The sequence below is a fragment of the Formivibrio citricus genome (assembly GCF_900115065.1).
Classification (GTDB): Bacteria; Pseudomonadota; Gammaproteobacteria; order Burkholderiales; family Chitinibacteraceae; genus Formivibrio; species Formivibrio citricus.
Genome location: NZ_FOVE01000015.1, coordinates 73,193 through 96,537 on the forward strand (window position 1 = coordinate 73,193; position 23,345 = coordinate 96,537).

Below are 23,345 nucleotides of genomic sequence, written 5' to 3' on the forward strand. Positions count from 1 at the left end.
GGAGAAAAAATGGCAAAAGCAATGATTCTGGCTGCCGGTCAAGGTACTCGTGTACGCCCGTTGACCAAGGATGTGCCCAAGCCGATGATCCCCATTCTGGGCAAGCCGGTGCTGGAGTACATCATCGAGCACTTGGCTCGTCATGGCATCAAGGAAATCATGATCAACGTAGCGTTCATGCACCACAAGATCGAAGATTACTTTGGCAATGGCCACCGGTGGGGCGTGGAAATCGGCTACTCCTACGAAGGTGCCTACGAACACGGTGATATCCTGCCTCGGCCCAAGGGCTCGGCGGGCGGCATGAAATACATTCAGGACAACAGCGGGTTTTTCGATGAAACCACGCTGGTGCTGTGCGGCGATGCCATCATCGATCTGGATATTGGCGCGGCACTTGCCGAGCACCGCGAAAAACAGGCCATCGCCAGCGTGGTAGCGTTGAATGTGCCCAAAGAAGATGTGGTGAATTACGGCATCGTCGTGACCGACGAGGAAGGCCGGGTTCTTTCCTTCCAGGAAAAACCCAAGCCCGAGGAAGCCAAGTCCACGCTGGCTTCGACCGGCATCTACATTTTCGAACCGGCCATCCTGGACCTGGTTCCTTCCGGTGAGGTGTATGACATCGGCAGCCAGTTGTTCCCGGCGCTGGCGGAAAAGGGCTTGCCGTTCTATGCCCAGAACCGTTTCTTCAACTGGATCGATATCGGCCGCGTGACCGATTACTGGGCGGTGCTGCAGCGCGTGTTGCGCGGCGAGGTCGCGCAGATGGACATGCCCGGCAAGCAAGTGCGCCCCGGTGTATGGGTGGGGCTGAATACCCATATCGACTGGGACAAGGTCAATATCGAAGGGCCGGTGTATATCGGTTCCAGCGTACGCATCGATCCTGGAACCACTATTATCGGGCCGTCCTGGATCGGGCACGGCAGCCATTTGCGCTCAGGATCGACAGTGGTGCGTAGCGTGATCTTTGAATACACCCGTATCGGCGGCAACATGACTTTCGCCGAGATGATCGTATCGCCGCGCTATTGCGTCGACCGGCTCGGGCATACCGTTTACGTGGGGGATGACCGCAGCGCCCTGCGCTGGGGGGATGCCCGCGGTTGAGTGGGTTTCGCAAATGAAAAAGCCCGGCAGTCTGCGCCGGGCTTTTTTGTAGCAGGCATTGCTGCCGGAATTCAATAAACGGTTTTATTGCGCTGCAACCGATGCGTTGTGTTTCTTGCGGTAAATGCGGCGGTTCTGCTGGTTTTCGGCTTTCTGGATGCGGCGCTGTTCGGCTGCATTGATGCGCCCATCCTTGCCTGCTTGCCGTTCCATGCGGTTGATGCGCGCCTGCCGGGCTTCCAGGCCAGCCGCTTCGCGATGGGTCAGGCTGCCATTCTTCACGCCGGCATTGATCCGCTGTTGCTGGTTAACGTTGCGCTGCACGTCGGCAGCCATACGGCGGCTGGCAGGGTTGTTCGGATTGGCGGTTTGGGCGTCGTGCTTTTCGCGGTAGATGTCGCGACTGGCCTTGTTTTGCATGGCGTTGATGCGGCGCTGTTCTTCCGGAGTGACGGTGCCGTCTTTCATGGCTTTGGCTTCGGTTCTTTCGATGCGCGCCTGTTCGCCTTCCAGTCTGGCGGCTTCGCGCGGAGTCAATTGACCGGATTTCAGGCCTTGCTCGATGCGTTGTTGCTGGTTGATGTTGCGTTGTGTCTCGGTAGTTGCTGGATCATTGGCAAAAGCCGTTGCAGAAAAAAGTACGCCAAGAACAGAGGCAATCAGCAGGGGGTGATTCTTGTGCATGTTATTCGCTCCTTGTAGGGTGCTTCAGTTGTATGCCGTGAAAAGTTGTCCGGACCGGTCATTAACGAAGAGCAGCACATTCGGGAGGACATCATGTTTGTAACCATATGTTGCCGGCATGGATTTGAAAGTCGAGGGGGTGTTGATGGTGGCAACACATGATGCGGGGTGCGTAATTTACAGCCCTCCGGCGCATGCTGGATTGGAGATACTGTATCGAGACGATGTCATGCTGGTGCTCGACAAGCCTTCAGGATTGCTGTCTGTGCCCGGCAAGGGGGAGGACAAGGCGGACTGCCTGGCGAGCCGCGTACAGGCGGAGTATTCCGATGCGCTGGTGGTGCACCGGCTGGATATGTCGACCTCCGGAATCCTGGTGATGGCGCGCGGGATCGATGCGCAAAGGGCCTTGAGCCGGTCGTTCGAGTTGCGCGAAACACAGAAACGCTACGTTGCCCTGGTATCGGGGTGCCTGCGGGGGGAGGGCGTGGTCGATTTGCCCCTCATCACCGACTGGCCCAACCGGCCGCGCCAGATGGTTGACTTCGAACGCGGCAAGAAGGCGCTCACGCGTTACCGGGCGCAGGAATACGATCCGGTAATCGATTCAACGCGGGTGGAACTGGAGCCGGTGACCGGGCGCTCGCACCAGTTGCGCGTGCACATGCTGGCGCTGGGACACCCGATTCTCGGCGACGATCTGTATGCTGATGCCGGCGCGCGCGACAAAGCCGAACGCCTGTTGTTGCATGCCAGTTATCTATCCATCCCGCATCCGGTTACGGCGCAGCCACTGGTTTTTTCCAGCGCCGCGCCTTTCTGATAACCTGTTCGCGCGCTGTCGAGAGAAGCTGTCAGCGGGGTGAAGCGCAGCGCATCAGCCCTGATCGCGGTTTCGCAGCAAGAGCGTGAACAGGTTCTGAGCGTCAATCGATCTTGACCAGCCGCACGGCCAGCGGTTGGCCATTCTTTGCCAGCTCAATCAGCCGGTCGATGTTGGGATGTTTGCCGGGATGAGCTTCGGCATCCGTCGTGTGTTCGCAATACAGGCGCAAGCCCTTGTCGGCGGCGAGTGCATCAAGCGCACCGAATTCCTGATATAGCGCGTGATAGACGCGCAGGCTGCCGGCTTGTCCCGGCTTGTTTTCGATGCGGGCAACGACAGTTTCGCCGTCCAGCAATTCGATGGCGGCCAGATGGTCGATGGCGGGCAGGCCGGCCAGCGTTTCTGCAAAATTCATGTTTTTTTACCTGTTGGTGTCAACCGGCGTTCTCTGTAGCACGTTAACTGCTCAATCGCGCGATCGACGGTTTATGAAAAGTCCAATTGTAAAGGAGTATGAGCATGAAAACCCTGATGAAGACCCTGTTGTTGACGGCTGCTGTGGCACTGGCCTATCCCGCATTGGCCGCCGATCCCGTCCCGGCTTCGCGTCCGGCTCGTCCTGACATCACCAAGGAACAGTTCATGAAACAGGCCCAGGCGCGTTTCGATGCGATGGATGCCAACAAGGACGGCAAGATTACGGCTGAAGAGCGTGCAGCGCACCGCCCCGGTCGCGGCATGGGGCCGGGAGCCAAGGCACCGGCAGAAATCACCAAGGAACAGCATATGAAGTACGCTGAGCAGCACTTCAATGCCATGGATGCCAACAAGGACGGCAAGATCACTGCGGAAGAGCGTCGAGCCATGCGTCATGGCAAGGCCGGTATGAAGCGTGGTGGCTGCGGCCCGGATGGTCGTGGTTCCGGCCCTCGCGGCGCCTGTGTGCCGCCGGCATCGGCTCCGGCTGCCAAGTAAACTTCCCGGAAAAAACAAAGCCCGTCGCAAACAATGCGACGGGCTTTGTCATTGGATGATTTCCGATTATTCGGCTTCGTCGATCCAGGCCAACTGGATGGCTTCCAGGATTTTCTCGCCGCAGTGCTTCGGGTCGTCGTTGAAATCCGGCAGGGCCAGCACCCAGTTCATCAGGTCGACAAAATTGACAGTGTTCGGGTCGATGTCCGGATGGGCTTCGGCTAGCTCAATGGCAATAACGCGGGAATCGGTCCATTTCATGAGGGGTTCTCCGGAGCGCGGTTCAGTGTCGTTCGCCGACGAGGTTGACGGTGTATTTCGGGATGTCGACCACCAAATCCGAGGTGCCGACCATGGCCTGGCAGGAAAGACGTGAGGTGGGTTCCAGCCCCCAAGCCTTGTCGAGCTGGTCTTCTTCCAGATCGTCTGCGGGTTCCAGGCTGTCGAAGCCTTCGCGCACGATGACGTGGCAGGTGGAGCAGGCGCAGGATTTCTCGCAGGCATGCTCGATCTCGATGCCGTTTTCCAGCAGGGCATCGAGGATCAGTTCGCCGGTCTTGGCCTGAATGACCGCGCCTTCCGGGCAGAGTGTGGCGTGGGGCAAAACGATGATTTGCGGCATTTAAAATTCCTTCAAAAACTGACCGCAGAGAGCGCTCTTATTTGGGTTTCTCTCTGCCTCTGTGTCTCTGTGGTAAATGGTGTGCTTACCCGATCTCATCCAGTTTATGTCCGGACAGTCCTTTTCGCACGGCCGCATCCATGCGGCGGCCGGCAAATTCGGTGGTGGCGGCGTTGAGTGCTTCGGTCGCGGCCACAATCGCGGCGGGATCGTTTTTCGCCGCACAGAGGGCCAGGCTTTCCAGCGCCGCTTCAACTTGTGCCCGCTCGTCCGTATTGAGCAGTTCGCCGTCGCTGGCCAGTGCCGCGCGCGTGGCGCTGGAGAGGCTTTCGGCTTCGACACGCGCTTCGGCCAGCTTGCGCGCTTCGATGTCGTCCTGTGCATGCTGCATCGAATCGGTGAGCATGCGGCTGATTTCCTCGTCGGACAGGCCATAGCTCGGTTTGACCACGATGCTCGATTCGACGCCGGAGGATTGCTCGCGAGCCGAAACCGACAGCAGGCCGTCGGCATCGATCTGGAAAGTGACGCGGATGCGTGCCGCGCCTGCAACCATCGGCGGGATGCCGCGCAGCTCGAAGCGTGCCAGTGAACGGCAGTCACTGACGAGTTCGCGCTCGCCCTGCAGGACGTGGATCGCCATTGCGGTCTGGCCGTCCTTGAAGGTGGTGAATTCCTGCGCGCGCGCGGTCGGGATGGTGCTGTTGCGCGGAATGATCTTTTCAACCAGCCCGCCCATGGTTTCGAGGCCGAGCGAGAGCGGGATCACGTCGAGCAGCAGCCATTCGTCGTCGCCCTTGTTGCCGGCGAGCACGTTGGCCTGCATCGCGGCGCCGAGTGCCACGACCTTGTCCGGGTCGAGGTTGGTGAGCGGTTCCTTGCCGAAGAAATCGGCCACAGCCTTGCGCACATGCGGCATGCGCGTGGCGCCGCCGACCAGAACCACACCCTTGATGTCGGCCGGCGTGAGCTTGGCATCGCGCAGGGCTTTGCGCACCGGCATCAGGGTCTTCTGCACCAGATGCGTGGTCATGGTGTGGAAGCAGTGCGCAGGGATTTCCAGATCGACGATCCTGCCATCGGACAATACGGCGGAAACGCGCGTGCTGTCATGTTCGGTCAAGGCTTCCTTGGCTTCGCGTGCATGCGTGAGCAACAGGCGTGAATCGCTGGCATTCAGCGTGCTCAGGCCGGCTTTTTCCAGAATCCAGCAATACAGGCGGTGGTCGAAATCGTCGCCGCCCAGTTGCGAATCGCCGGAGGTGGCGCGGACTTCGAATACCCCGCGCGTGAGCTCCAGGATCGAGACGTCGAACGTGCCGCCGCCCAGATCGTAGATGATGTAGGTGCCTTCCGCAGCATTGTCGAGCCCGTAGGCGATGGCGGCTGCGGTGGGTTCGTTGAGCAGGCGCAATACGTTAAGCCCGGCGAGCCGAGCTGCATCCTTGGTGGCCTGGCGCTGGGCGTCGTCGAAATAGGCCGGGACCGTGATGACCGCGCCGACCAGCTCGCCGCCGAGCGATTGTTCGGCGCGTACCTTCAGGCTGCGCAGGATGTCGGCCGAGACCTCGACCGGGCTTTTCACGCCAGCGACGGTTTTGATCTGCAGCATGCCCGGTGCCTCGACGAAGCGGTAAGGCGAGGCAAGGTCGGCAATGTCGGTCAGTCCGCGCCCCATGAAGCGCTTGACCGAAACGATGGTGTTGGCCGGGTCGTGCGTTTGCAGTGCTTGTGCGGCATGGCCGACGAGTGTGTTGCCGTCTGCAGCGTAGTGGACCACCGAAGGCAGCAAGCCGTGGCCTTCCTCGTCGGGCAGGACGACCGTGGCGCCGCTTTTGACGGTTGCGACCAGTGAATTGGTGGTGCCCAAGTCGATGCCGACCGCCAGCCGGTGCTGGTGAGGGGCGGCAAACAGGCCGGGTTCGGAAATTTGCAGCAAAGCCATAACGTCTATTCACCACAGTGGTACCGGAACATTCGGGAAGCCGAGTGTCCAGTACGCATGATAATTATTGGAAACCGGGGGATTATCGACGATCCCGCAGTTCGGGGGTCAAAACAGCAATTTTTCGATTGCATGGCCGATGTCTTCTTCGAGTTTTTCGAGAAAACGCAGTTTGCGCACGGCCAAGGCAGCTTCCGGATAGTCATGCTCGGTATCGATCAATGCGCCCAGATTGGATTCATGGGCTTCGATCTCCGCGCGCAATTCACTGTTCAGGTTTTCCAGTCGCTCGATGTTCTTGTGAATCTCGGCGTCTTCGATCGCTTCGCGCCATTGCATCTGGTTCATCAGGAAGTCCATCGGCATGGCCGTGTTGGTGTGTTCCTGGGTATCCACGCCGCGCAGTTGCAGTAGATAGCGGGCGCGTGCCAGCGGGGATTTCAGCGTGTGCCAGGCTTCGTTGACCTGGGTGGACGCTTGCAGCGCCAGGCGCTTGCTGGTCTCGTCTCCGGCTGCCGTGCGGTCGGGATGGCATTCGGAAACCAGCGCGCGATAGCGGCTTTCCAGCGTGCGCGCATCCTGGGCAAAAGTTTCCGGCAGGCCGAAAAGGGCAAAGTGGTTTTGGGTGAAGTCGATCATTTTTGAGTGAGGGGTGAGGAGCAAGGAGTGAGGTGTTAAAACCGAAGTCCAGGCTCTTGATCCATTGAATTCAAGTTGACAGCGTCGCTTGATGGGAGGGGTTACTCCTTACCCCTCACACCTGACACCTCACCAGGTTACACGTTAAAGCTTTCCCCGCACCCGCATTCGCTCTTGATATTCGGGTTGTGGAACTTGAAGCCTTCGTTGAGACCTTCCTTGACGAAATCGAGTTCGGTGCCGTCGATGTAGGCCAGTGATTTCGCGTCGGTGAAGATCTTGACCCCGTGGCTTTCAAACACCACGTCGTCTTCGCTCAGGACATCGACGAATTCGAGTTTGTAGGCCATGCCGGAGCAGCCGGAAGTCTTGACGCCCAAGCGTACTCCCAGGCCCTTGCCGCGCTTGGTCAGGAAGTTGGAAATGTGCTTGGCTGCGCGTTCGCTGAGTGTCAGTGCCATTTTAAAGCCTCGTGAGGTGAGAGGAGGGCCGTGTGAGCGAGGAAGGGAAGGGTTTACCCCTCACGCCTCACACCTGACTCCTTACTTGTCGTGTTTTGTCTTGTAATCGGCCACCGCGGCCTTGATCGCATCCTCGGCGAGGATCGAGCAGTGGATCTTGACTGGCGGGAGCGCCAGTTCTTCGGCGATCTGGGTGTTCTTGATTGCCAGCGCCTCGTCGAGCGTTTTGCCCTTGACCCATTCGGTGACGAGCGAGCTAGAAGCGATCGCCGAGCCGCAGCCGTAGGTCTTGAACTTGGCGTCCTCAATGACGCCATCTTCGCCGACCTTGATCTGCAGTTTCATTACGTCGCCACAAGCCGGTGCGCCAACCATGCCGGTGCCGACACTCTCGTCGCCCTTTTCGAACGAGCCGACGTTGCGCGGGTGTTCGTAATGATCGAGAACTTTTTCGCTGTATGCCATTTTTTAACTCCTGTGAGTAGGGAGAGGGGAGTCGGGAGTAGAAAACCACTCACCATTCCCATACTTGCAACTCCCCGAATTCAATGTGCCGCCCACTGCACGGTGTTGATATCGATGCCTTCCTTGAACATGTCCCACAGCGGGGAAAGTTCGCGCAGTTTGCCGATTTTTTCCTGGATCAGTTTGACCGTGAAGTCGATGTCCTCTTCGGTGGTGAAACGCCCGATCGAGAAGCGGATCGACGAGTGCGCCAGTTCGTCGGAACGACCGAGGGCGCGCAGCACGTAGGAGGGCTCCAGGCTGGCGGAGGTGCAGGCCGAGCCGCTGGAGACCGCGAGTTCCTTGAGCGCCATGATCAGCGATTCGCCTTCGACGAAGTTGAAGCTCACGTTCAGGTTGTGCGGTACGCGTTGTCCGAGGTCACCGTTGAGGTGGACTTCCTCGATCTGGCTCAGGCCCGCCCACAGCTTGTCGCGCAGCCGGCGGATGCGTTCATTTTCGGTGGCCATTTCTTCCTTGGCGAGACGGAAAGCCTCGCCCATGCCGACGATCTGATGCGTGGCGAGCGTTCCGGAGCGGAAGCCCCGCTCGTGGCCGCCGCCGTGCATCTGCGCTTCCAGTCGCACACGCGGCTTGCGGCGTACGTACAGCGCGCCGATGCCTTTGGGGCCGTAAGTCTTGTGCGCGGAAAAACTCATCAGGTCGACCTTGAGCTTTTCCAGGTCGATTTCCATCTTGCCGGTGGCCTGCGCGGCATCGACGTGGAAGATGATGCCGCGTTCGCGGCACAGGTTGCCGATGGTTTCGATGTCCTGGATGACGCCGATTTCGTTGTTCACGGCCATCACCGAAACAAGAATGGTGTCCGGTCGCAGGGCGGCTTTCAGCTCTTCCAGATCGATCAGACCGTTTTCCTGCACGCCGAGGTAGGTCACTTCGAAGCCCTGGCGTTCGAGTTCACGTGCGGTGTCGAGGATCGCCTTGTGCTCGGTCTTGACGGTGATGATGTGGCGCCCTTTGGTCTTGTAGAACTGCGCCGCGCCCTTGAGCGCCAGGTTGTCGGACTCGGTGGCGCCGGATGTCCAGACGATTTCCTTGGGGTCGCAGTTGACCAGCGCAGCAACCTGTTCGCGGGCTTGCTCGACGGCAGCCTCGGCTTCCCAGCCGTAGGCGTGCGAGCGCGATGCCGGGTTGCCGAACATTTCGGTCAGGTAGGGAATCATTTTTTCTGCCACGCGCGGATCGACCGGGGTGGTGGCGGAATAGTCCAGATAAATCGGTTTCTTATTCATGGCGGTATCTCAGGAAAGCGCGGAAGACGGTTCGGCGAGTTGTTTGAACCGCAGGGCAAACTGTACGACGCTAGCCCCGTTTTTTTTGGCTTCGGAGTGTTCGATCAGTTGTGCCAGGGTGATCGATTCCAGATAGCTGAAAATGGTCTCATTGAGGCCGGACCATAGATCGTGGGTCATGCAGGGTTCATCATTCTGGCAGCAGTGGTGGTCACCGCTGCATTGGGTGGTATCCAAAGGCTCGTCAACGGCGATGACGATGTTGGCTACGGTGATGTCCTGCGTCGGGCGGGCCAGGCAATAGCCGCCGCCGGGGCCGCGAACCGAATCGACCAGTTTACGGCGGCGTAGTTTGCCGAAAAGCTGTTCCAAGTACGAGAGGGAGATACCCTGGCGTTCGCTGATGCCGGCGAGCGTTACGGGGCCGCGTCCGCCGTTCAGGGCAAGATCTAGCATGGCGGTGACGGCGAAACGACCTTTGGTGGTGAGGCGCATGGCTTTGCTTCCTGCTGCATCCGTTTATGGACAAATCCTAGAATATCCTAGTTTTTTAGTCAACTAAAAACCCGGATGGTTTTGTCAACTATTCACGCATTCATTGTGCGGTTCAGTCCACGATCTTGTTGAGGTAATTTGGGTCGAATTTGTCGGCTGTGGCGCGCTCTTCTTCGCAATTCACACCCAGTTGTTCAAGGCGCGCAAGGATGCGTTCAATGCGTGAATCGATGGTCACGGAATGATCGAGCAGGCCGTGAATGGCTTTAACCACCGGGTCGTTCATGTCGCTGGAAATGCCGTAAGCGGAAAACCCCAGTTGTTCGGCTTTTTCCACGCGCGCCTGTTCGGTTTCGCCGTCGATGATGCGTGCCGGAATGCCGACGGCAGTGGCTCCGGTGGGGACGTCTTTGACGACGACGGCATTGGAGCCGACCTTGGCTCCGGCATGCAGGGTGATCGGGCCGAGAACCTTGGCCCCCGCGCCGATGATGACGCCACGTTCCAGCGTGGGGTGGCGCTTGCCGGCTTTCCATGAGGTGCCGCCGAGCGTGACCCCGTGATACAGCGTGCAGTCGTCGCCGATCTCGGCGGTTTCGCCGATTACGATGCCCATGCCGTGATCGATGAAAACGCGCCGGCCGATGGTGGCGCCCGGATGGATCTCTATACCGGTCAGAAAGCGCGCGATATGCGACAGAAAACGCGCCGACCATTTCCAGTTGCGCTTCCAGAGTCCGTGCGAAACCGTGTGCAAGGTCAGTGCGTGCAGGCCCGGATAGCAGGTGATGACTTCCCATGTCGAGCGGGCGGCTGGATCGCGGTCGAAGACCACGCGGATGTTTTCACGCAGACGGGCAAACATGGCTGGAACAATCGCTGTTCGTTAAAGTCGAGTATTTTACTCGTCTTTTTGAAAGGAGGGGAGATGGCGGCGAATATTGGTTTTTTTGCCGCCATCCATTTTGACTGCTACCAGAGGTGCATCAACAGGTGAAAATGCCGCGCTGCCTGAACTGGTTGCGCACACGCTCGGTGAGTTCAGGGGAAGGGGGCTGGACGTCGGTGAGTTCATACGCCATGCCGAGATCTTCCCACTTGTGCTCGCCCATCTTGTGGAACGGCAAGACTTCCACGCGCTCGACGCCTTTGAGCGTGGCGATGAAATCGGCGAGTTTTTCCACGTCTTCGAAGTCGTCCGTGTAGCCGGGAACCAGCACGTAGCGAATCCACATTTTCTTGCCCATGCGCGACATGCGCTCGGCGAAGTCCAGTGTCGGTTGCAGGGGTTTGCCGGTCAGGCGCTCGTATTTTTCCGGATTCATCTGCTTGATGTCGAGCAGAACCAGATCGACGTTGTCGAACCAGGCGTCCTCCAGTTGGCCGGCCAGGAAGCCTTGGGTGTCGAGTGCCGTATGCAGTTTCAGGTCGTGCTTGGCGCGGTAGAAGATTTCGCCCACAAAATGGGCCTGCATCAGCGGTTCGCCACCGGTGATGGTCAATCCTCCGGCGAAGCGCAGGAAGTTGGCGTACTTGCCGATGTCCTTCATGACCTCGTCGACCGACATCATTTTGCCGTTGCGCAGTTTCCAGGTGTCCGGATTGTGGCAGTACAGGCAACGGAACTGGCAACCGGAAACAAACAATGCGAAACGCATGCCGGGGCCGTCTACAGCGGCGCCGGTTTCGATCGAATGTACAAAGCCGGACAGCTTGCCGTTTTCATCCACGCAGGCTGGGACGATTTCGCCCACGGGCTTGATGGGAATGGTTTCGCTCATGGCGGAATATCCAGGGAAATGTTCTGTTATAAGACCAAGCCCGGTTTGTTTGGTTGCATGCTGCAGGCCTGGATAAAAAACGGGTTGTCGGCAAGCCGGCAACCCGTTTCTGTCTCGCTTTTCTCAACCCCGTACGGGGTCGGGATTAGCAGTGCGTGTGGAAGGTACGGTTGATCACGTCCATCTGCTGTTCGCGGGTCAGCTTGATGAAGTTCACGGCGTAACCGGACACACGGATCGTGAGTTGCGGATACTTTTCCGGATGCTCCATGGCGTCCAGCAGGGTGTCGCGGTTCAGCACGTTCACGTTGACGTGGAAGCCGGAGGCCGAGCAGAAGCCGTCCAGGCAGTTCGTCAGGTTGTTCACTTGATCGCTCAGCGTGTGACCCAGCGAATCCGGCGTGGAGGTGGCAGTCCAGGAGATGCCGTCCAGTGCAGCTTCGTACGGCAGCTTGGCAACCGAAGCGCCCGAAGCCACAAAGCCAGACTTGTCGCGGCCGCTCATCGGGTTTGCACCCGGAGCAAACGGTTCGCCAGCGCGACGACCATCCGGCGTGTTGCCGGTCTTCTTGCCGTACACCACGTTGGAGGTGATGGTCAGCACGGACTGGGTCGGCAAGCTGTTGCGGTAGGTCTTGTGCTTGCGGATCTTGTTCATGAACTCTTCGACGATCCACACGGCGATCTGGTCAACGCGGTCATCGTTGTTGCCGAAGGCCGGGTATTCGCCTTCGATCGCGAAGTCGGTAGCCAGACCTTGTTCGTCACGGATGATCTTGACCTTGGCGTACTTCACTGCAGACAGCGAATCGGCGGTTACCGACAGGCCGGCAATGCCGCAGGCCATGGTGCGCAGGATGTCGCGATCATGCAGCGCCATTTCGATACGTTCGTAGTGGTACTTGTCGTGCATGTAATGGATGGCGTTCAGCGCCTTGATGTAGGTCGCGGCCAGCCATTCCATCATTGCGTCGAACTTGGCAACCAGTTCGTCGTATTCGAGGTAATCGCCCTTGATCGGCTCGAAGCCTTCGGCAACCTTGAGACCCATTTTTTCGTCCACGCCGCCGTTGATGGCGTACAGCATGGCCTTGGCCAGGTTGGCGCGAGCACCGAAGAACTGCATTTGCTTGCCGACGCGCATTGCGGATACGCAGCAGGCGATGGCGTAGTCGTCGCCCCAGTGCGGCAGCATCACGTCATCGGATTCGTACTGGATGGCGCTGGTTTCGATGGAAACCTTGGAGCAGAAGTCCTTGAAGCCCTTCGGCAGCTTGGTGGACCACAGAACGGTCAGGTTGGGTTCCGGTGCCGGGCCCAGGTTGTACAGGGTGTGCAGGAAGCGGAAGCTGTTCTTGCTGACCAGCGAGCGGCCATCTTCGGACATGCCGCCGATGGATTCGGTCACCCAGGTCGGGTCGCCGGAGAACAGTTGATCGTATTCCGGGGTGCGCAGGAAGCGGACGATGCGCAGCTTGATGACGAGGTGGTCAATGAATTCCTGGGCTTCGGCTTCGGTGATGGTGCCTTCCTTCAGGTCGCGCTCGATGTAGGCGTCGAGGAAGGTGGAGATGCGGCCGATGGACATGGCGGCACCGTTTTGTTCCTTCACGGCACCGAGGTAGCCGAAGTAGGTCCACTGCACGGCTTCTTGAGCGGTTGCGGCCGGGCGGCTGATGTCGCAGCCGTAGGTGGCGGCCATCTGCTTCAGTTCGTTCAGGGCCTTGATCTGCTCGGACAGTTCTTCGCGGGTGCGCAGGACGTCTTCAGTGAAATCAACGTAGTCGAGTTCGGCTTTCTCGCGCTTCTTGTCCTTGATCAGGAAATCAACGCCGTACAGGGCAACACGACGATAGTCGCCGATGATGCGGCCACGGCCGTAGGCATCGGGCAGGCCGGTAATCACGCCGGTCTTGCGGCAGGCCAGGATGTCCGGGCTGTAGGCGTCGAATACGCCCATGTTGTGGTCTTTGCGATACAGGTTGTAGGCTTCTTCAACCTTCGGGTCGAGCTTGAAGCCGTAGGCTTCCAAGCCGCTTTGCACCATGCGCAGGCCGCCGTTCGGAACGATGGCGCGCTTCAGCGGAGCGTCGGTTTGCAGGCCGACGATCGTTTCCAGATCCTTGTTGATGTAGCCGGGACCGTGGGCAACGATGGAAGCGCCGATGTCGGCGGAAACGTCGAGCACACCCTTTTCGCGTTCCTTCTTCAGCAGGACGGAGAGCTCTTCCCACAGTTGCTTGGTGCGCGGGGTGGGGCCGGCCAGGAAGCTGTCATCACCGGTGTATTCGGTGTAGTTCTTTTGGATGAAGTCGCGAACATTAACCTTTGTTTGCCACTCGCCGCCGGCAAAACCGCGCCATGCTTCGATGCCAACTTTGGTTTCAGGTGCATTCATGGTGGAACTCCTCTACTTGGGTTTGGTGGTTTGTCTGTTTGACTTAACCGGTATCGGCGTTTTTTTATCGTGCGATAGCACGAGTTTGCGCCGGATTTTTTGCAAGGCTATCACCCGTTAATTAAGTGTGCCCTGTAATTTTTTCATAAAGTTTGTGGCAGTTTATTCACCACAAAACATTGATTTTTATCAATGCGATTTGGTTTGTTTTTTTGTAACCTAAAAGGTTTTTCAAATTGTTTTTGTTTTGCCCTTTGCTGGCAGGAAAAGGTTGAATTTCCAGCGATGGGCAAACGGGGGCTAATGGTTGATATTAGTTGGTTTCCCGCAGTTTTTTTCAAGAGCAACCCGCTTTAAAAAACTGACAAACGGTACACGCATGATAACCGCAATACTCCGATTGCGTTGTTGCGTCGCAACATCAATGTTGCACCGCGACATGCTCGCTTCCCAGGATAACTTTGATATTGGTCAACAAATCATCGTGTAAGGTTACGCGCCAGTTTTCACTTAAGCGTAGCAGACATTTTGCGTTTTGATTGTGATAATCAATTTCAATTGGGCAGTTGCCGCCTCGCCACGGCGCCAGACATTCGGACAATTGCACGAGCGAAAGATTGCTGTCCATTTTTAGCACCAGGGCACGGGCAAAGCGGCTTCTGGCTTCGTGGATGTCGTAAATCCGGTCGGCTATGACCCGCACCCCGCCGCCATTGAAACGGTCCTCGCTGATCTTGCCTTCGATGACGAGCAGCGTGTCTTCCTTGAGCTTGGTGCGGTTGGCCTCGAATACTTCGCTGAATACCGAAACTTCCTGTTTGCCGTGACCGTCGTCGAGCTGCACGAAAGCCATGCGCCCGCGTTCGCCGTTCTTGACGCGCAGACCGGAAACGATGCCGGCGATGATCTGCAGTTCCTTTTGCGGTTGCAGACGATCCAGGCGGGTCTTGATGAACGGCTTGATTGTCTGGGCGTGCGCAGCAAACGGGTGCCCGGAAAGATAAAAACCGATGGCGGTTTTTTCCTCGGCGAGTTTTTGCCGGTCATCCCAGCGCGGCACTTCGATGGCTTCCACGGTCGGTGCGGCCGCCGGCTCCAGCATGTCGAACAGGCTGATCTGGTTGGCGTTGGCGGCTTCTGCTTCGGCGACCTGCATGGCTTGTTCGACATTGGCCAGCAACCTTGCGCGGTGATCGTCCAGCGCATCGAAAGCGCCGGCGCGGATCAGGGCTTCGATCACGCGCTTGTTGACTTCCTTCTTGTCGGTACGGCGGCAAAGATCATAGAGATCCTTGAACGGGCCGTTTGCCTCGCGTTCGCGGACGAGCATTTCCACGGCGCCTTCGCCCACGCCCTTGACTGCGCCCAGCGCATAGCGGATCTCTTTCTTGCCGACCGGGACGAACTTGTGGAAGCTGTGGTTGATGTCGGGCGGCAGGATCTTGAGACCGTTCTTCTCGATGCAGTCGTCGTGAAACACCTTGAGCTGGTCGGTGTTGTCGAGTTCCGACGACATGGTCGCGGCCATGAATTCGGCGGGGTAGTAAGCCTTGAGCCAGGCGGTGTGGTAAGACACGACCGCGTAGGCGGCGGTGTGCGACTTGTTGAAGCCGTACTCGGCAAACTTGGTCATCAGGTCGAACAAGTTTTCCGCCAGGGCCGGATCGTAGCCTTTGGTTTTGGCACCTTCGGCGATGGTGCTGCGGTGGCGCGCCATTTCGGCGGCGTCCTTCTTGCCCATTGCCCGGCGCAGCATGTCTGCGCCGCCCAGCGTGTACCCGCCGATGATCTGCGAGATCTGCATCACCTGTTCCTGATACACGATCACGCCGTAGGTCGGTTCCAGGCAGGCGGTCAGGTCCGGGTGGTAATAATCCGGCGTTTCGATGCCTTTCTTGCGGTTGATGAAGGAATCGACCATACCCGAGCCGAGCGGGCCGGGGCGGTAGAGCGCCAGCACGGCGATGATGTCTTCGAAACGGTCGGGCTTGAGTTTTTCCAGTAGCCGCTTCATGCCGTCCGATTCAACCTGGAATACGGCGGTGGTGTTGGCATCCTGCAGGATCTTGTAGGCGGCGGGGTCTTCAAAGCCGAGGCTCATCAGGTCCAGGCGCTTGCCGGTGGTTTTTTCGATGTATTGCAGCGCCAGTTCGATAATGGTCAGGTTGCGCAGGCCCAAGAAGTCGAACTTCACGAGGCCGATGGCTTCCACGTCGCCCTTGTCGTATTGGCTGACCGGCGAGGCGTCATCGCCTTCGCCTTGATAGAGCGGGCAGAAATCCGTGAGCTTGCCCGGCGCGATCAGCACGCCGCCGGCGTGCATGCCGATGTTGCGGGTCAGCCCTTCGAGCTTGAGCGCAAGCTCCCAGAGCTCCTTGACCTCGTCTTCGTTTTCCACGCGCTCCTTGAGCTCAGGAACCATCTCGACGGAGTCGGTCAGGCTGAACTGCTTGCCCGGCGCGGCCGGGATCATCTTCGAGAGGTTGTCGCAGAAAGTGTAAGGCAGGTCGAGTACGCGGCCGACATCGCGCACCACGGCCTTGGCGGCCATGGTACCGAAGGTGGCGATCTGGCTGACCGCGTCGGCGCCGTATTTGTCGCGCACGTATTCGATGACGCGCCCGCGATTGTCCTGGCAGAAGTCGATGTCGAAGTCGGGCATGGAAACCCGTTCCGGGTTCAGGAAGCGTTCGAACAGCAGGGCGTAGGCCAGCGGGTCGAGATCGGTGATGCGCAGCGAATAGGCAACGAGCGAGCCTGCGCCGGACCCCCGGCCCGGACCGACCGGACAGCCATTTTGTTTGGCCCAGCGGATGAAGTCCGCCACGATCAGGAAGTAACCGGGGAAGCCCATCTGGATGATGGTGTCGGTTTCGAACTTGAGTCGGGTTTCGTAGGTGGGGCGGTTTTGTTCGCGAACTACCGGATCGGGGAAAAGTTGCTCCAGGCGTTCTTCAAGGCCGCGCTTGGCTTCGAACACCAGAAAATCGTCCAGCGTCATGCCGTCCGGAGTCGGAAAATCCGGCAGGTAGTTCTTGCCCAGTTGCACGGTGAAGTTGCAGCGTTTGGCGATTTCCACCGAGTTGGCCAAGGCTTCGGGAAGGTCGGCAAACAGCGCGCACATTTCCTCGCTGCTTTTGAAGTACTGCTCATCGGTGAAACGGCGCGGTCGGCGTTTGTCGGCCATCATGTAACCGTCCGCGATGCAGGTGCGTGCTTCGTGTGCCTTGAAGTCGTCCCGGTTCACGAACTGGATCGGATGTGTGGCGACGATGGGTAGATCGAGCTCTTCGGCCAGTTGCAGGTGCATGCCAATGCTGGTTTCGCATTCCGCGTGGCCGCCGCGCTGTAGTTCCATATAGAAGTTGCCGGGAAACTGTTCCATCCACCAGCGTGCGGCGGCGCGCCCGGCGGAGAGGTTTCCGTTGATCGCGGCTTGGCCGATCTCCCCCAGCTGCGCGCCCGACAGGCAGATCAGGTCGGCATTGGAGGCGGCTGCCAGCCATGCTTTCTTGAGCTCGGCTCGACCGTGGTACTGGTTGCCGCGAAAAGCTTCCGACAAGAGTTCGCACAAGCGCCCGTAGCCGGCCCGGTTTTTGGCGATCAGCAAGGTGCGGAACGGTTTGTCGCGGTCTTCTTCGTTCTCGATCCAGGCATCTACGCCGACGATTGGCTTGATGCCTTCCGAGCGGCAAGCCTTGTAATGCTTGACCATGCCGAAGAGGTTCATCAGGTCGGAGATGCCCAGCGCGGGCATGCTGTGTTTCTTGGCCTGTTTGACTGCTTCGTTGTCCTTGGGCTTGTCGCTGACGCGGACAAGACCGTCGGTTACTGAAAACTCGGAATGCAGGCGGAGATGGATAAAGGCGGGGGCGTTCATGATGGCAATTCTACCACTTCGGTCTGTCGGCGAGAGGGCGATTCCATCAAATCGGGAGCTTGCCATTTGTCGGATGTGGCTATCCGGCGGATGGCCGCGGCTGCTAGTGTTAGAGTGTAGCGAGGAGGTTTCCAAAATGGATATGAGCTTGGTCAACGCGGCAAGCAATGCCAGTCCGCAAAGCGCAAATGCCGGAGCGGCAGTTGCGGTGCTGAAGAAGGCGATGGACATGCAGGCCCAGACGGCCACAACCCTGTTGCAAGCGTTGCCGGCGCCTCAGAGCTACAACAATCCTCCCGGTCTTGGGGGCAACGTGGATGTGAAGGTCTGATGCCTTGGGGGGGATGCACAAAGGGAGCCAATCGGCTCCCTTTGTTTTTGGCTTGCGGTAAAATCCGCGCTTCTCTGTGATTGCAGGATGGAAAGAATGACGCTGGCGCAGAAGCTGGGCAAATTGCTGCTTGAACGCAAGCAGACTGTGACCGCTGCGGAATCGTGCACCGGTGGCTTGATCTGTGCCGCGATCACCGATATCTCCGGCAGCTCGGACTGGTTCGGGCGCGGCTTTGTCGCTTATGCCAACCAGGCCAAGATAGAAATGCTGGGCGTATCGGAAGCCATGTTGCAAGTGTATGGTGCGGTAAGCGAGCCGGTGGCCCGTGCCATGGCAACGGGGGCTTGCCGTGCGGCCAAGGCAGATTGGGCTGTGGCAGTGAGTGGCATCGCGGGGCCGACCGGCGGTAGCGTGGAAAAACCGGTCGGTACGATCTGGCTGGCGTGGGTTGGGCCGGGCGTGGATGAAAGCGAGCTCTGCCATTTCAAGGGTGGCAGGGCCGAGGTTCGGGAACAGACAGTCCAGCACGCATTGGCGCGGCTGGTGGAATTGATCGGGGGGCAAGCATGACCACAGTGGTGGTAGTGAGGAAGGGCGACGAGGTCGCCATCGCAGCGGACAGTCAGTCGACGTTTGGCGATACCAAGATGAGCGCCCGCGATGACGGGGCTTGGGACAAGATTTTTGGCGCCTGTGGCGGCTATTTTTCGATTTCCGGCAGCGCGGCGCACGATCTGGTGCTGCAGGCCGCGCTGGGAAAGGTCAAGAAGCTCGATTTCAGTTCTCGCGCAGCGATTTTCGACAGCTTCCGCCGCTTGCATCCCAAGCTGAAGGAAGACTTCTTCCTCAAGACCGAAGAAGACGAGGACGACCCCTACGAATCCAGCCAGATGACGGTCTTGCTGGCCAATTCATCCGGCATCTACGGCGTGTATTCGCTGCGCGAAGTCTACGAATACAAGCGCTTCTGGGCGATAGGCAGTGGCAGCGATTTTGCCATCGGTGCCATGCAGGCGGTGTATGACAACCCCGCTTTTAGCGCAGAAGACATTGCACGTATCGGTGTGGAGGTTGGATGCGCTTTCGATGTCAGTTCCAGCCTGCCGATGACCTGCTACAGCATGCAACTCGAATCGACGAGGGAAGAATGATGCACGACGTACTGGAAAGGTTTTTGTTTGAAGAAGCACCGGTGCGCGGGGAAATCGTCCAGCTCGACAATGCGCTGAAGGATGTCCTGGCTCGCCACCCGTACCCGGCGCCGCTGGCCCGCTTGATCGGCGAACTGATGGCCGCATCGGCGCTGCTGACCGCAACGGTCAAGCTCGAAGGCTCGCTGGTCATGCAGCTCCACGGCTCCGGCACGGTCAAGCTGATCGTGGTCGAATGCGCCAGCGACATGACCATGCGCGCCACCGCGCGCTGGGATGGCGAAGTGGCCGATGTCTCGCTTGCCGAGTTGCTGGGGCATGGCAAGTTCATCATCACGCTTGACCCTGATGAAGGCGAAACCTACCAGGGTATCGTCGGCTACGAGCCGGGTCAGAGCGTGGCACAGATCATCGAAAACTACATGCTGCGCTCCGAACAGCTTGAAACCCGGCTCTGGCTGGCCTGCGACGGCGAGCGCTCGGCCGGGTTGCTGCTGCAGAAGATGCCGGATGGTACGGGCGACGCCGATGCCTGGGAGCGCGTGCAGCATCTGGCCGGCACAGTCCGCGATCAGGAACTGCTGACGCTTGAAGCCGAAGAGATGCTATACCGCCTGTTCCACGAAGAAACGGTGCGGGTGTTCGATCCGGTTACGCCGGTTTTTGCCTGTGCGTGCTCGCGTGAAAAGGTCGGCGGCATGCTGCGCATGGTCGGGCGCGAAGAAATCGACGGACTGCTGGCCGAGCAAGGCAAGGTCGAAGTTGGCTGTGAATTCTGCAATGCCCGCTACGAATTCGATGCCGTGGATGTGGCGCAGGTGTTCTCCGGGCAGGGGTTGCAGGAGGCGGGAACCCAAGTACATTGACGCGATGTTTGCAGAAAAGAAAAGCCGGGGCTTTTGAGGCCCCGGTTTTTTCATGCATGCCTACGGCTTCTCGCGACAGATCGGGAGGTGTCCATATACGTGAACAGGTTTTGGGTCAGACTTGGGGTGAACTGGTTGGCATGAATTGCAAATGTTACTGGCCGATTCCAGGCTCTGTTGACGTTGGTTACAAATCTGCGCTGGGCCGGAAAAATGCCAGTCACAAGGCATGCGCCGCAGACAATAACGAGTTATTTTCAAGGCGCATAACGCGGTGAATGGCGTTTTTCCGTTGGGGTATTTCGAGCGGCTTTTTGCGTTGCAAACCGCTTGCAATACCCGTATTGCGGCGCGCTTTGCGCCTTGAAATCCATCTCGAATTACCCCAAACGCAGTTTTGTAACCAGCGTCAACAGAGCCTAATAAGTTGAGCGCATTGTGGCTCTGCCAAGAGGGGCTGGAAAATGGCGGTTGAACCACTTTGTGCCGGTATGGCGACAAAAATAAACAGGGAACAAAGGAGCAAAAGCATGGAAAAACCAGACATGATCATCGAAGTCGGCAACGCCCGCTGGGAAGTCGCGCTGTACGAGAATCCGTCGGCCAGGGCGCTGAGAGCCGCCTTGCCGCAAACGATCTCCATGGATCGCTGGGGCGATGAGTTTTACGGGCGTTTGCCGGCCAGATTGCCCGATCATGACGAACAACGCGATCTGTATGAGATCGGTGAAGTGGCGTTCTGGCAACCGGGCAATGCGTTCTGCATCTTCTTCGGCCCGACGCCCGCGAGTCACGGCAACGAACCGCGTATGGCCTCACCGGGTGTTCCGCTTGGCAAGATCGTCAAGGGCGATCCTTTGATGTTCAAGAACTTGGGGCTTTCGATCGGGAAGGTGAGTTTGCTTCCTGCCCATGAAGGATGCTGACCCTGCGTCAGATCAGAGCGACCGTTCGTTGCAAATATGTCGAGGCGCGTACGGCAATTACTTGCAATGCAGTTTTGCTATTTTTGTTGCAACATGTTTATTTTATCTGCAAGGAAATCAATAAAGCTGGCAACTTTGGCTGGTAAATGTATTTTCTCTGGATATATTGCATAAATATCCCAGTTTGGAGGGCTCCACTCTTCAAGAACATGGCGCATCCTTCCTGATTTCAGATATTTATGGATATACCAATCTCCCGCGCTCACTATGCCGCGCCCTCGCAATGCCCATCCCATCAGTACCTCGCCGTCTGTGCTGCTGAAGTGGCCTTGAACTTTGATGCTCTCAATCAGGTTGTCTTTGGATAGGCGCCAGATGTTGGCATCTTCGGGGCGCTTTAAAATCAGACATTCGTGTTTTACCAATTCCTTGGGGTGGCTCGGCATGCCAAATTTGTCCAAGTACAAAGGCGAGGCGCACAGATAACGACGGTTGCTGGCCAGTTTTCTGGCCACCAACCGCGAATCCGGCGGAAGGCCGACCCGGATGCTGACATCGTATCCTTGTTCGATCTGGTTGGCTGGTTCACTGGTCAAATCGAGTTGTATCTTGATCTCGGGATGACGTTCCATATATTCGTAGACAATGGGCGCAATCTTCTGTCTGCCAAGCACCATGGGCGCGTTGATTTTCAAGAGACCCTTCGGTGTTTGGCTTCCGCTGGACACTTCGCGGTTGAGATCGGCCAAGTCGGCAAGCAGCGCCGAGCCGCGCGAAAAGTAGACCTCACCCTCATGCGTCAGGCTCAACTGTCGTGTCGAGCGGTTCAATAACCTGACCCCCAACTCTTTCTCAAGTTGATTAAGCCGCATGCTGATGGCAGGCGGCGTAATGCCCCATGCCCTTGCCAGCCCGGAAAGGCTGCCTTGCCTGACAAGTTCAACGAAGAATGCAATGTCTGGAAAGTTGTTCACTTGTTCAGTTCTGCCTTAATAGAGTGTTAAGCCGGCGCGTGTTGTGTTAATTGATGTAATTGACAAGAATCTACTACATAAATTCATGGCTTGTGAAGCGGTTGGTGCTTTGCACAAAAACGAACGTGGTTTTGTGTGTGTTTTGTTTTAAATGAAGCATGGTATTTGTTTTTAATGCTGGATCAATATTTTGTTTAACAAATGGCGATAGGTTATTTCAATGAAAAAGAGTGCCGTTCGTAAAGTCGCAGTTCAATCAGGTGTGGCAATTTATGTAGCGCTGCTGGGTGGCTGTGCCACTTATATGGAAACTGACGGAAACAAGGTACATGAATCTGCTGCGGTTGGGGGTGTTGCCAAGCAAGTATGCGGCGAATTGGCCGCTGCAGTTGCATATCCAAATCTCAAGATCACTTCTGCGAAACTGGTTGCCTCGGGAGAAGAGAAGCGCCCCGGCATCGTTGACACGATCCCCGAGCATTGTGTCATCAAGGGCTCGCTGAACGAGCGCATCAGCCCGGTCGACGGCAAGCAATACGCCATCGGTTTTGAAATGCGCCTGCCCTCCCAATGGAACGGCCGCTTCTTCTACCAGGCCAACGGCGGTCTGGATGGCATCCTGCATCCGGCGTTTGGCGACATTCTCGGCGGCGGACCGCGCAGCAACGGCCTGACCAAAGGCTTCGCCGTCATCAGCTCCGATGCCGGGCATGCCATGGAAAAAGTTCCGGGCATCGGCGGCGGGCTCTTCGGTGTCGACCCGCAAGCACGGCTGGACTACGGCTACAACGCCGTCGCCCAGCTGACCCCCATGGCCAAGAGCGTGATCGCCGCCTACTACGGCAAGCGACCGGACAAATCCTACATCGTCGGCACCTCCAACGGCGGGCGTCACGGCATGGTGGCCGCAGCGCGTGACAGCGGCGAATACGATGGCGTACTGGCCACGGCCCCCGGCTATCGTCTGCCCTATGCCGCACTCACCCAAATCGCCGATGCCCAGCAGTTCGCCAAAGTGGCCGCCCAAGATCCCAAGACCGGCCGGCCCGATCTCAATACCAGCTTTCCGCCAGCCGCGCTCAACCTGATCGCCAACAAGGTGCTGGAACGTTGCGATGCGCTCGATGGCCTGAAGGACGGCATCGTTTCCGACCTCATGGGCTGCCAGAAAGCATTCAATCTGGCTCGCGACGTTCCCACCTGTGCCGCCAAACCGAATGGCCAATGCCTGACCGCCGAACAAAAGAAAGTGATGGCTGAAGTGTTCGCCGGCCCCAAGTGGAAAAACGGCCAACCCGTCTACAGCGCCAAAGCCTGGGATCCCGGTTTGGCAGGCAAGGACTGGGGAACGTGGAAGTTCAAGAACTCGGTCGGTCCGCGTGACCCGCTGTCAGTTGGCTTTGCCTTCTCCACCCCGCCGGTTTCGCCCAAGGAAATGGACGGCAAGGGCACCTCGATCATCGACTACGTCATGAAGTACGACCTGGACAAGGATGGCCAGAAGATTTTTGCCAAAAA

25 protein-coding genes are annotated in these 23,345 nt (G+C 58.1%); 9 read left to right on the top strand and 16 right to left on the bottom strand.

The features are described 5' to 3' along the window. Window positions 1–9 precede the first annotated feature (9 nt). Complete coding sequence (locus BMZ36_RS10515) at window positions 10–1,113, top strand: nucleotidyltransferase family protein (RefSeq protein ID WP_091195920.1); 1,104 nt, start codon at window positions 10–12, stop codon at window positions 1,111–1,113. Window positions 1,114–1,197: 84 nt separating this feature from the next. Here the strand turns inward: BMZ36_RS10515 and BMZ36_RS10520 are convergent, their stop codons facing one another. Beyond that, window positions 1,198–1,797, bottom strand: coding sequence for a hypothetical protein (locus BMZ36_RS10520; protein WP_091195821.1), 600 nt, complete (start codon window positions 1,795–1,797; stop codon window positions 1,198–1,200). A gap of 118 nt (window positions 1,798–1,915) precedes the next feature. On the opposite strand from BMZ36_RS10520, the gene BMZ36_RS10525 reads away from it, so the two are divergent. After that, a complete protein-coding gene (locus BMZ36_RS10525; RefSeq protein ID WP_245747891.1) occupies window positions 1,916–2,620 on the top strand; it encodes a pseudouridine synthase in 705 nt (234 codons plus the stop codon). A 103-nt stretch (window positions 2,621–2,723) separates the two neighbouring features. Here BMZ36_RS10525 and BMZ36_RS10530 read toward each other — a convergent pair whose 3' ends face one another. Then, window positions 2,724–3,038, bottom strand: a complete 315-nt coding sequence (locus tag BMZ36_RS10530) for a DUF2322 family protein (protein ID WP_091195824.1) — start codon at window positions 3,036–3,038, stop codon at window positions 2,724–2,726. A 104-nt stretch (window positions 3,039–3,142) separates the two neighbouring features. On the opposite strand from BMZ36_RS10530, the gene BMZ36_RS10535 reads away from it, so the two are divergent. After that, a complete protein-coding gene (locus BMZ36_RS10535) occupies window positions 3,143–3,598 on the top strand; it encodes an EF-hand domain-containing protein (protein ID WP_177187857.1) in 456 nt (151 codons plus the stop codon). Between the two features lie 66 nt (window positions 3,599–3,664). Here the strand turns inward: BMZ36_RS10535 and iscX are convergent, their stop codons facing one another. From iscX to dnaE, 13 genes are all read right to left on the bottom strand, one after another. After that, window positions 3,665–3,859 carry a Fe-S cluster assembly protein IscX gene (gene iscX / locus BMZ36_RS10540; protein ID WP_091195831.1) on the bottom strand — a complete coding sequence of 65 codons (195 nt, stop codon included), beginning with the start codon at window positions 3,857–3,859 and terminating at the stop codon, window positions 3,665–3,667. A 22-nt stretch (window positions 3,860–3,881) separates the two neighbouring features. Beyond that, on the bottom strand, window positions 3,882–4,220 hold the full coding sequence (gene fdx / locus BMZ36_RS10545; RefSeq protein WP_091195835.1) for an ISC system 2Fe-2S type ferredoxin: 339 nt from the start codon (window positions 4,218–4,220) through the stop codon (window positions 3,882–3,884). Between the two features lie 85 nt (window positions 4,221–4,305). Further along, complete coding sequence (hscA, locus tag BMZ36_RS10550; protein ID WP_091195838.1) at window positions 4,306–6,165, bottom strand: Fe-S protein assembly chaperone HscA; 1,860 nt, start codon at window positions 6,163–6,165, stop codon at window positions 4,306–4,308. Window positions 6,166–6,273: 108 nt separating this feature from the next. Beyond that, entirely contained in the window at window positions 6,274–6,804 is a 531-nt protein-coding gene (hscB, locus tag BMZ36_RS10555) for a Fe-S protein assembly co-chaperone HscB (RefSeq protein ID WP_091195841.1), read from the bottom strand. 137 nt (window positions 6,805–6,941) lie between these two features. Further along, entirely contained in the window at window positions 6,942–7,265 is a 324-nt protein-coding gene (iscA, locus tag BMZ36_RS10560; RefSeq protein ID WP_091195846.1) for an iron-sulfur cluster assembly protein IscA, read from the bottom strand. Window positions 7,266–7,346: 81 nt separating this feature from the next. Continuing rightward, window positions 7,347–7,730 carry a Fe-S cluster assembly scaffold IscU gene (gene iscU / locus BMZ36_RS10565; protein ID WP_091195850.1) on the bottom strand — a complete coding sequence of 128 codons (384 nt, stop codon included), beginning with the start codon at window positions 7,728–7,730 and terminating at the stop codon, window positions 7,347–7,349. Window positions 7,731–7,810: 80 nt separating this feature from the next. Then, on the bottom strand, window positions 7,811–9,022 hold the full coding sequence (locus BMZ36_RS10570; protein WP_091195855.1) for an IscS subfamily cysteine desulfurase: 1,212 nt from the start codon (window positions 9,020–9,022) through the stop codon (window positions 7,811–7,813). Window positions 9,023–9,031: 9 nt separating this feature from the next. Next, on the bottom strand, window positions 9,032–9,517 hold the full coding sequence (locus BMZ36_RS10575) for a Fe-S cluster assembly transcription factor (RefSeq protein ID WP_091195859.1): 486 nt from the start codon (window positions 9,515–9,517) through the stop codon (window positions 9,032–9,034). Window positions 9,518–9,629: 112 nt separating this feature from the next. Continuing rightward, window positions 9,630–10,382, bottom strand: coding sequence for a serine O-acetyltransferase (gene cysE, locus BMZ36_RS10580; RefSeq protein WP_091195862.1), 753 nt, complete (start codon window positions 10,380–10,382; stop codon window positions 9,630–9,632). A 121-nt stretch (window positions 10,383–10,503) separates the two neighbouring features. Next, the gene (gene pflA, locus BMZ36_RS10585) at window positions 10,504–11,298 is read right to left on the bottom strand and encodes a pyruvate formate-lyase-activating protein (protein WP_091195865.1); all 795 of its coding nucleotides are present in this window, start codon (window positions 11,296–11,298) and stop codon (window positions 10,504–10,506) included. Between the two features lie 145 nt (window positions 11,299–11,443). Next, window positions 11,444–13,696 (bottom strand): formate C-acetyltransferase, encoded by a 2,253-nt coding sequence (gene pflB / locus BMZ36_RS10590; RefSeq protein ID WP_091195868.1) that lies wholly within the window; start codon window positions 13,694–13,696, stop codon window positions 11,444–11,446. Between the two features lie 143 nt (window positions 13,697–13,839). Next, window positions 13,840–14,037 carry a hypothetical protein gene (locus BMZ36_RS14550; RefSeq protein ID WP_177187858.1) on the bottom strand — a complete coding sequence of 66 codons (198 nt, stop codon included), beginning with the start codon at window positions 14,035–14,037 and terminating at the stop codon, window positions 13,840–13,842. Between the two features lie 80 nt (window positions 14,038–14,117). Next, window positions 14,118–17,576, bottom strand: coding sequence for a DNA polymerase III subunit alpha (gene dnaE / locus BMZ36_RS10595; RefSeq protein WP_091195872.1), 3,459 nt, complete (start codon window positions 17,574–17,576; stop codon window positions 14,118–14,120). Window positions 17,577–17,712: 136 nt separating this feature from the next. Between dnaE and BMZ36_RS10600 the strand changes: the two genes are divergently transcribed. From BMZ36_RS10600 to BMZ36_RS10620, 5 genes are all read left to right on the top strand, one after another. Further along, window positions 17,713–17,907, top strand: a complete 195-nt coding sequence (locus BMZ36_RS10600) for a YjfB family protein (protein WP_091195875.1) — start codon at window positions 17,713–17,715, stop codon at window positions 17,905–17,907. A 96-nt stretch (window positions 17,908–18,003) separates the two neighbouring features. Beyond that, window positions 18,004–18,480, top strand: a complete 477-nt coding sequence (locus tag BMZ36_RS10605) for a CinA family protein (protein WP_091195878.1) — start codon at window positions 18,004–18,006, stop codon at window positions 18,478–18,480. After that, a complete protein-coding gene (locus BMZ36_RS10610; RefSeq protein WP_091195882.1) occupies window positions 18,477–19,061 on the top strand; it encodes an MFS transporter in 585 nt (194 codons plus the stop codon). The genes BMZ36_RS10605 and BMZ36_RS10610 overlap by 4 nt, the downstream gene beginning before the upstream one ends. Then, window positions 19,058–19,927: an Hsp33 family molecular chaperone HslO gene (gene hslO, locus BMZ36_RS10615; RefSeq protein ID WP_308417372.1), complete on the top strand. Its 870-nt coding sequence runs from the start codon at window positions 19,058–19,060 to the stop codon at window positions 19,925–19,927. Before BMZ36_RS10610 ends, hslO begins: the two co-directional genes overlap by 4 nt. A gap of 530 nt (window positions 19,928–20,457) precedes the next feature. After that, window positions 20,458–20,853, top strand: coding sequence for a cyclophilin-like fold protein (locus tag BMZ36_RS10620; RefSeq protein ID WP_177187859.1), 396 nt, complete (start codon window positions 20,458–20,460; stop codon window positions 20,851–20,853). 77 nt (window positions 20,854–20,930) lie between these two features. Here BMZ36_RS10620 and BMZ36_RS10625 read toward each other — a convergent pair whose 3' ends face one another. Then, window positions 20,931–21,827, bottom strand: coding sequence for a LysR family transcriptional regulator (locus BMZ36_RS10625; protein ID WP_091195893.1), 897 nt, complete (start codon window positions 21,825–21,827; stop codon window positions 20,931–20,933). A 220-nt stretch (window positions 21,828–22,047) separates the two neighbouring features. Here BMZ36_RS10625 and BMZ36_RS10630 point away from each other — a divergent pair. Beyond that, a partial coding sequence (locus BMZ36_RS10630; RefSeq protein WP_091195934.1) for a tannase/feruloyl esterase family alpha/beta hydrolase occupies window positions 22,048–23,345 on the top strand: 1,298 nt, incomplete at its 3' end.

What these genes read in the sequence shown, in the direction of transcription:
- BMZ36_RS10515 (WP_091195920.1), top strand. Translation starts at nt 10, where the DNA reads ATGGCAAAAGCAATGATTCTGGCTGCCGGTCAAGGTACTCGTGTACGC.
- BMZ36_RS10520 (WP_091195821.1), bottom strand. Translation starts at nt 1,797, where the DNA reads ATGCACAAGAATCACCCCCTGCTGATTGCCTCTGTTCTTGGCGTACTT.
- BMZ36_RS10525 (WP_245747891.1), top strand. Translation starts at nt 1,916, where the DNA reads ATGGATTTGAAAGTCGAGGGGGTGTTGATGGTGGCAACACATGATGCG.
- BMZ36_RS10530 (WP_091195824.1), bottom strand. Translation starts at nt 3,038, where the DNA reads ATGAATTTTGCAGAAACGCTGGCCGGCCTGCCCGCCATCGACCATCTG.
- BMZ36_RS10535 (WP_177187857.1), top strand. Translation starts at nt 3,143, where the DNA reads ATGAAAACCCTGATGAAGACCCTGTTGTTGACGGCTGCTGTGGCACTG.
- iscX (WP_091195831.1), bottom strand. Translation starts at nt 3,859, where the DNA reads ATGAAATGGACCGATTCCCGCGTTATTGCCATTGAGCTAGCCGAAGCC.
- fdx (WP_091195835.1), bottom strand. Translation starts at nt 4,220, where the DNA reads ATGCCGCAAATCATCGTTTTGCCCCACGCCACACTCTGCCCGGAAGGC.
- hscA (WP_091195838.1), bottom strand. Translation starts at nt 6,165, where the DNA reads ATGGCTTTGCTGCAAATTTCCGAACCCGGCCTGTTTGCCGCCCCTCAC.
- hscB (WP_091195841.1), bottom strand. Translation starts at nt 6,804, where the DNA reads ATGATCGACTTCACCCAAAACCACTTTGCCCTTTTCGGCCTGCCGGAA.
- iscA (WP_091195846.1), bottom strand. Translation starts at nt 7,265, where the DNA reads ATGGCACTGACACTCAGCGAACGCGCAGCCAAGCACATTTCCAACTTC.
- iscU (WP_091195850.1), bottom strand. Translation starts at nt 7,730, where the DNA reads ATGGCATACAGCGAAAAAGTTCTCGATCATTACGAACACCCGCGCAAC.
- BMZ36_RS10570 (WP_091195855.1), bottom strand. Translation starts at nt 9,022, where the DNA reads ATGAATAAGAAACCGATTTATCTGGACTATTCCGCCACCACCCCGGTC.
- BMZ36_RS10575 (WP_091195859.1), bottom strand. Translation starts at nt 9,517, where the DNA reads ATGCGCCTCACCACCAAAGGTCGTTTCGCCGTCACCGCCATGCTAGAT.
- cysE (WP_091195862.1), bottom strand. Translation starts at nt 10,382, where the DNA reads ATGTTTGCCCGTCTGCGTGAAAACATCCGCGTGGTCTTCGACCGCGAT.
- pflA (WP_091195865.1), bottom strand. Translation starts at nt 11,298, where the DNA reads ATGAGCGAAACCATTCCCATCAAGCCCGTGGGCGAAATCGTCCCAGCC.
- pflB (WP_091195868.1), bottom strand. Translation starts at nt 13,696, where the DNA reads ATGAATGCACCTGAAACCAAAGTTGGCATCGAAGCATGGCGCGGTTTT.
- dnaE (WP_091195872.1), bottom strand. Translation starts at nt 17,576, where the DNA reads ATGAACGCCCCCGCCTTTATCCATCTCCGCCTGCATTCCGAGTTTTCA.
- BMZ36_RS10600 (WP_091195875.1), top strand. Translation starts at nt 17,713, where the DNA reads ATGGATATGAGCTTGGTCAACGCGGCAAGCAATGCCAGTCCGCAAAGC.
- BMZ36_RS10605 (WP_091195878.1), top strand. Translation starts at nt 18,004, where the DNA reads ATGACGCTGGCGCAGAAGCTGGGCAAATTGCTGCTTGAACGCAAGCAG.
- BMZ36_RS10610 (WP_091195882.1), top strand. Translation starts at nt 18,477, where the DNA reads ATGACCACAGTGGTGGTAGTGAGGAAGGGCGACGAGGTCGCCATCGCA.
- hslO (WP_308417372.1), top strand. Translation starts at nt 19,058, where the DNA reads ATGATGCACGACGTACTGGAAAGGTTTTTGTTTGAAGAAGCACCGGTG.
- BMZ36_RS10620 (WP_177187859.1), top strand. Translation starts at nt 20,458, where the DNA reads ATGGAAAAACCAGACATGATCATCGAAGTCGGCAACGCCCGCTGGGAA.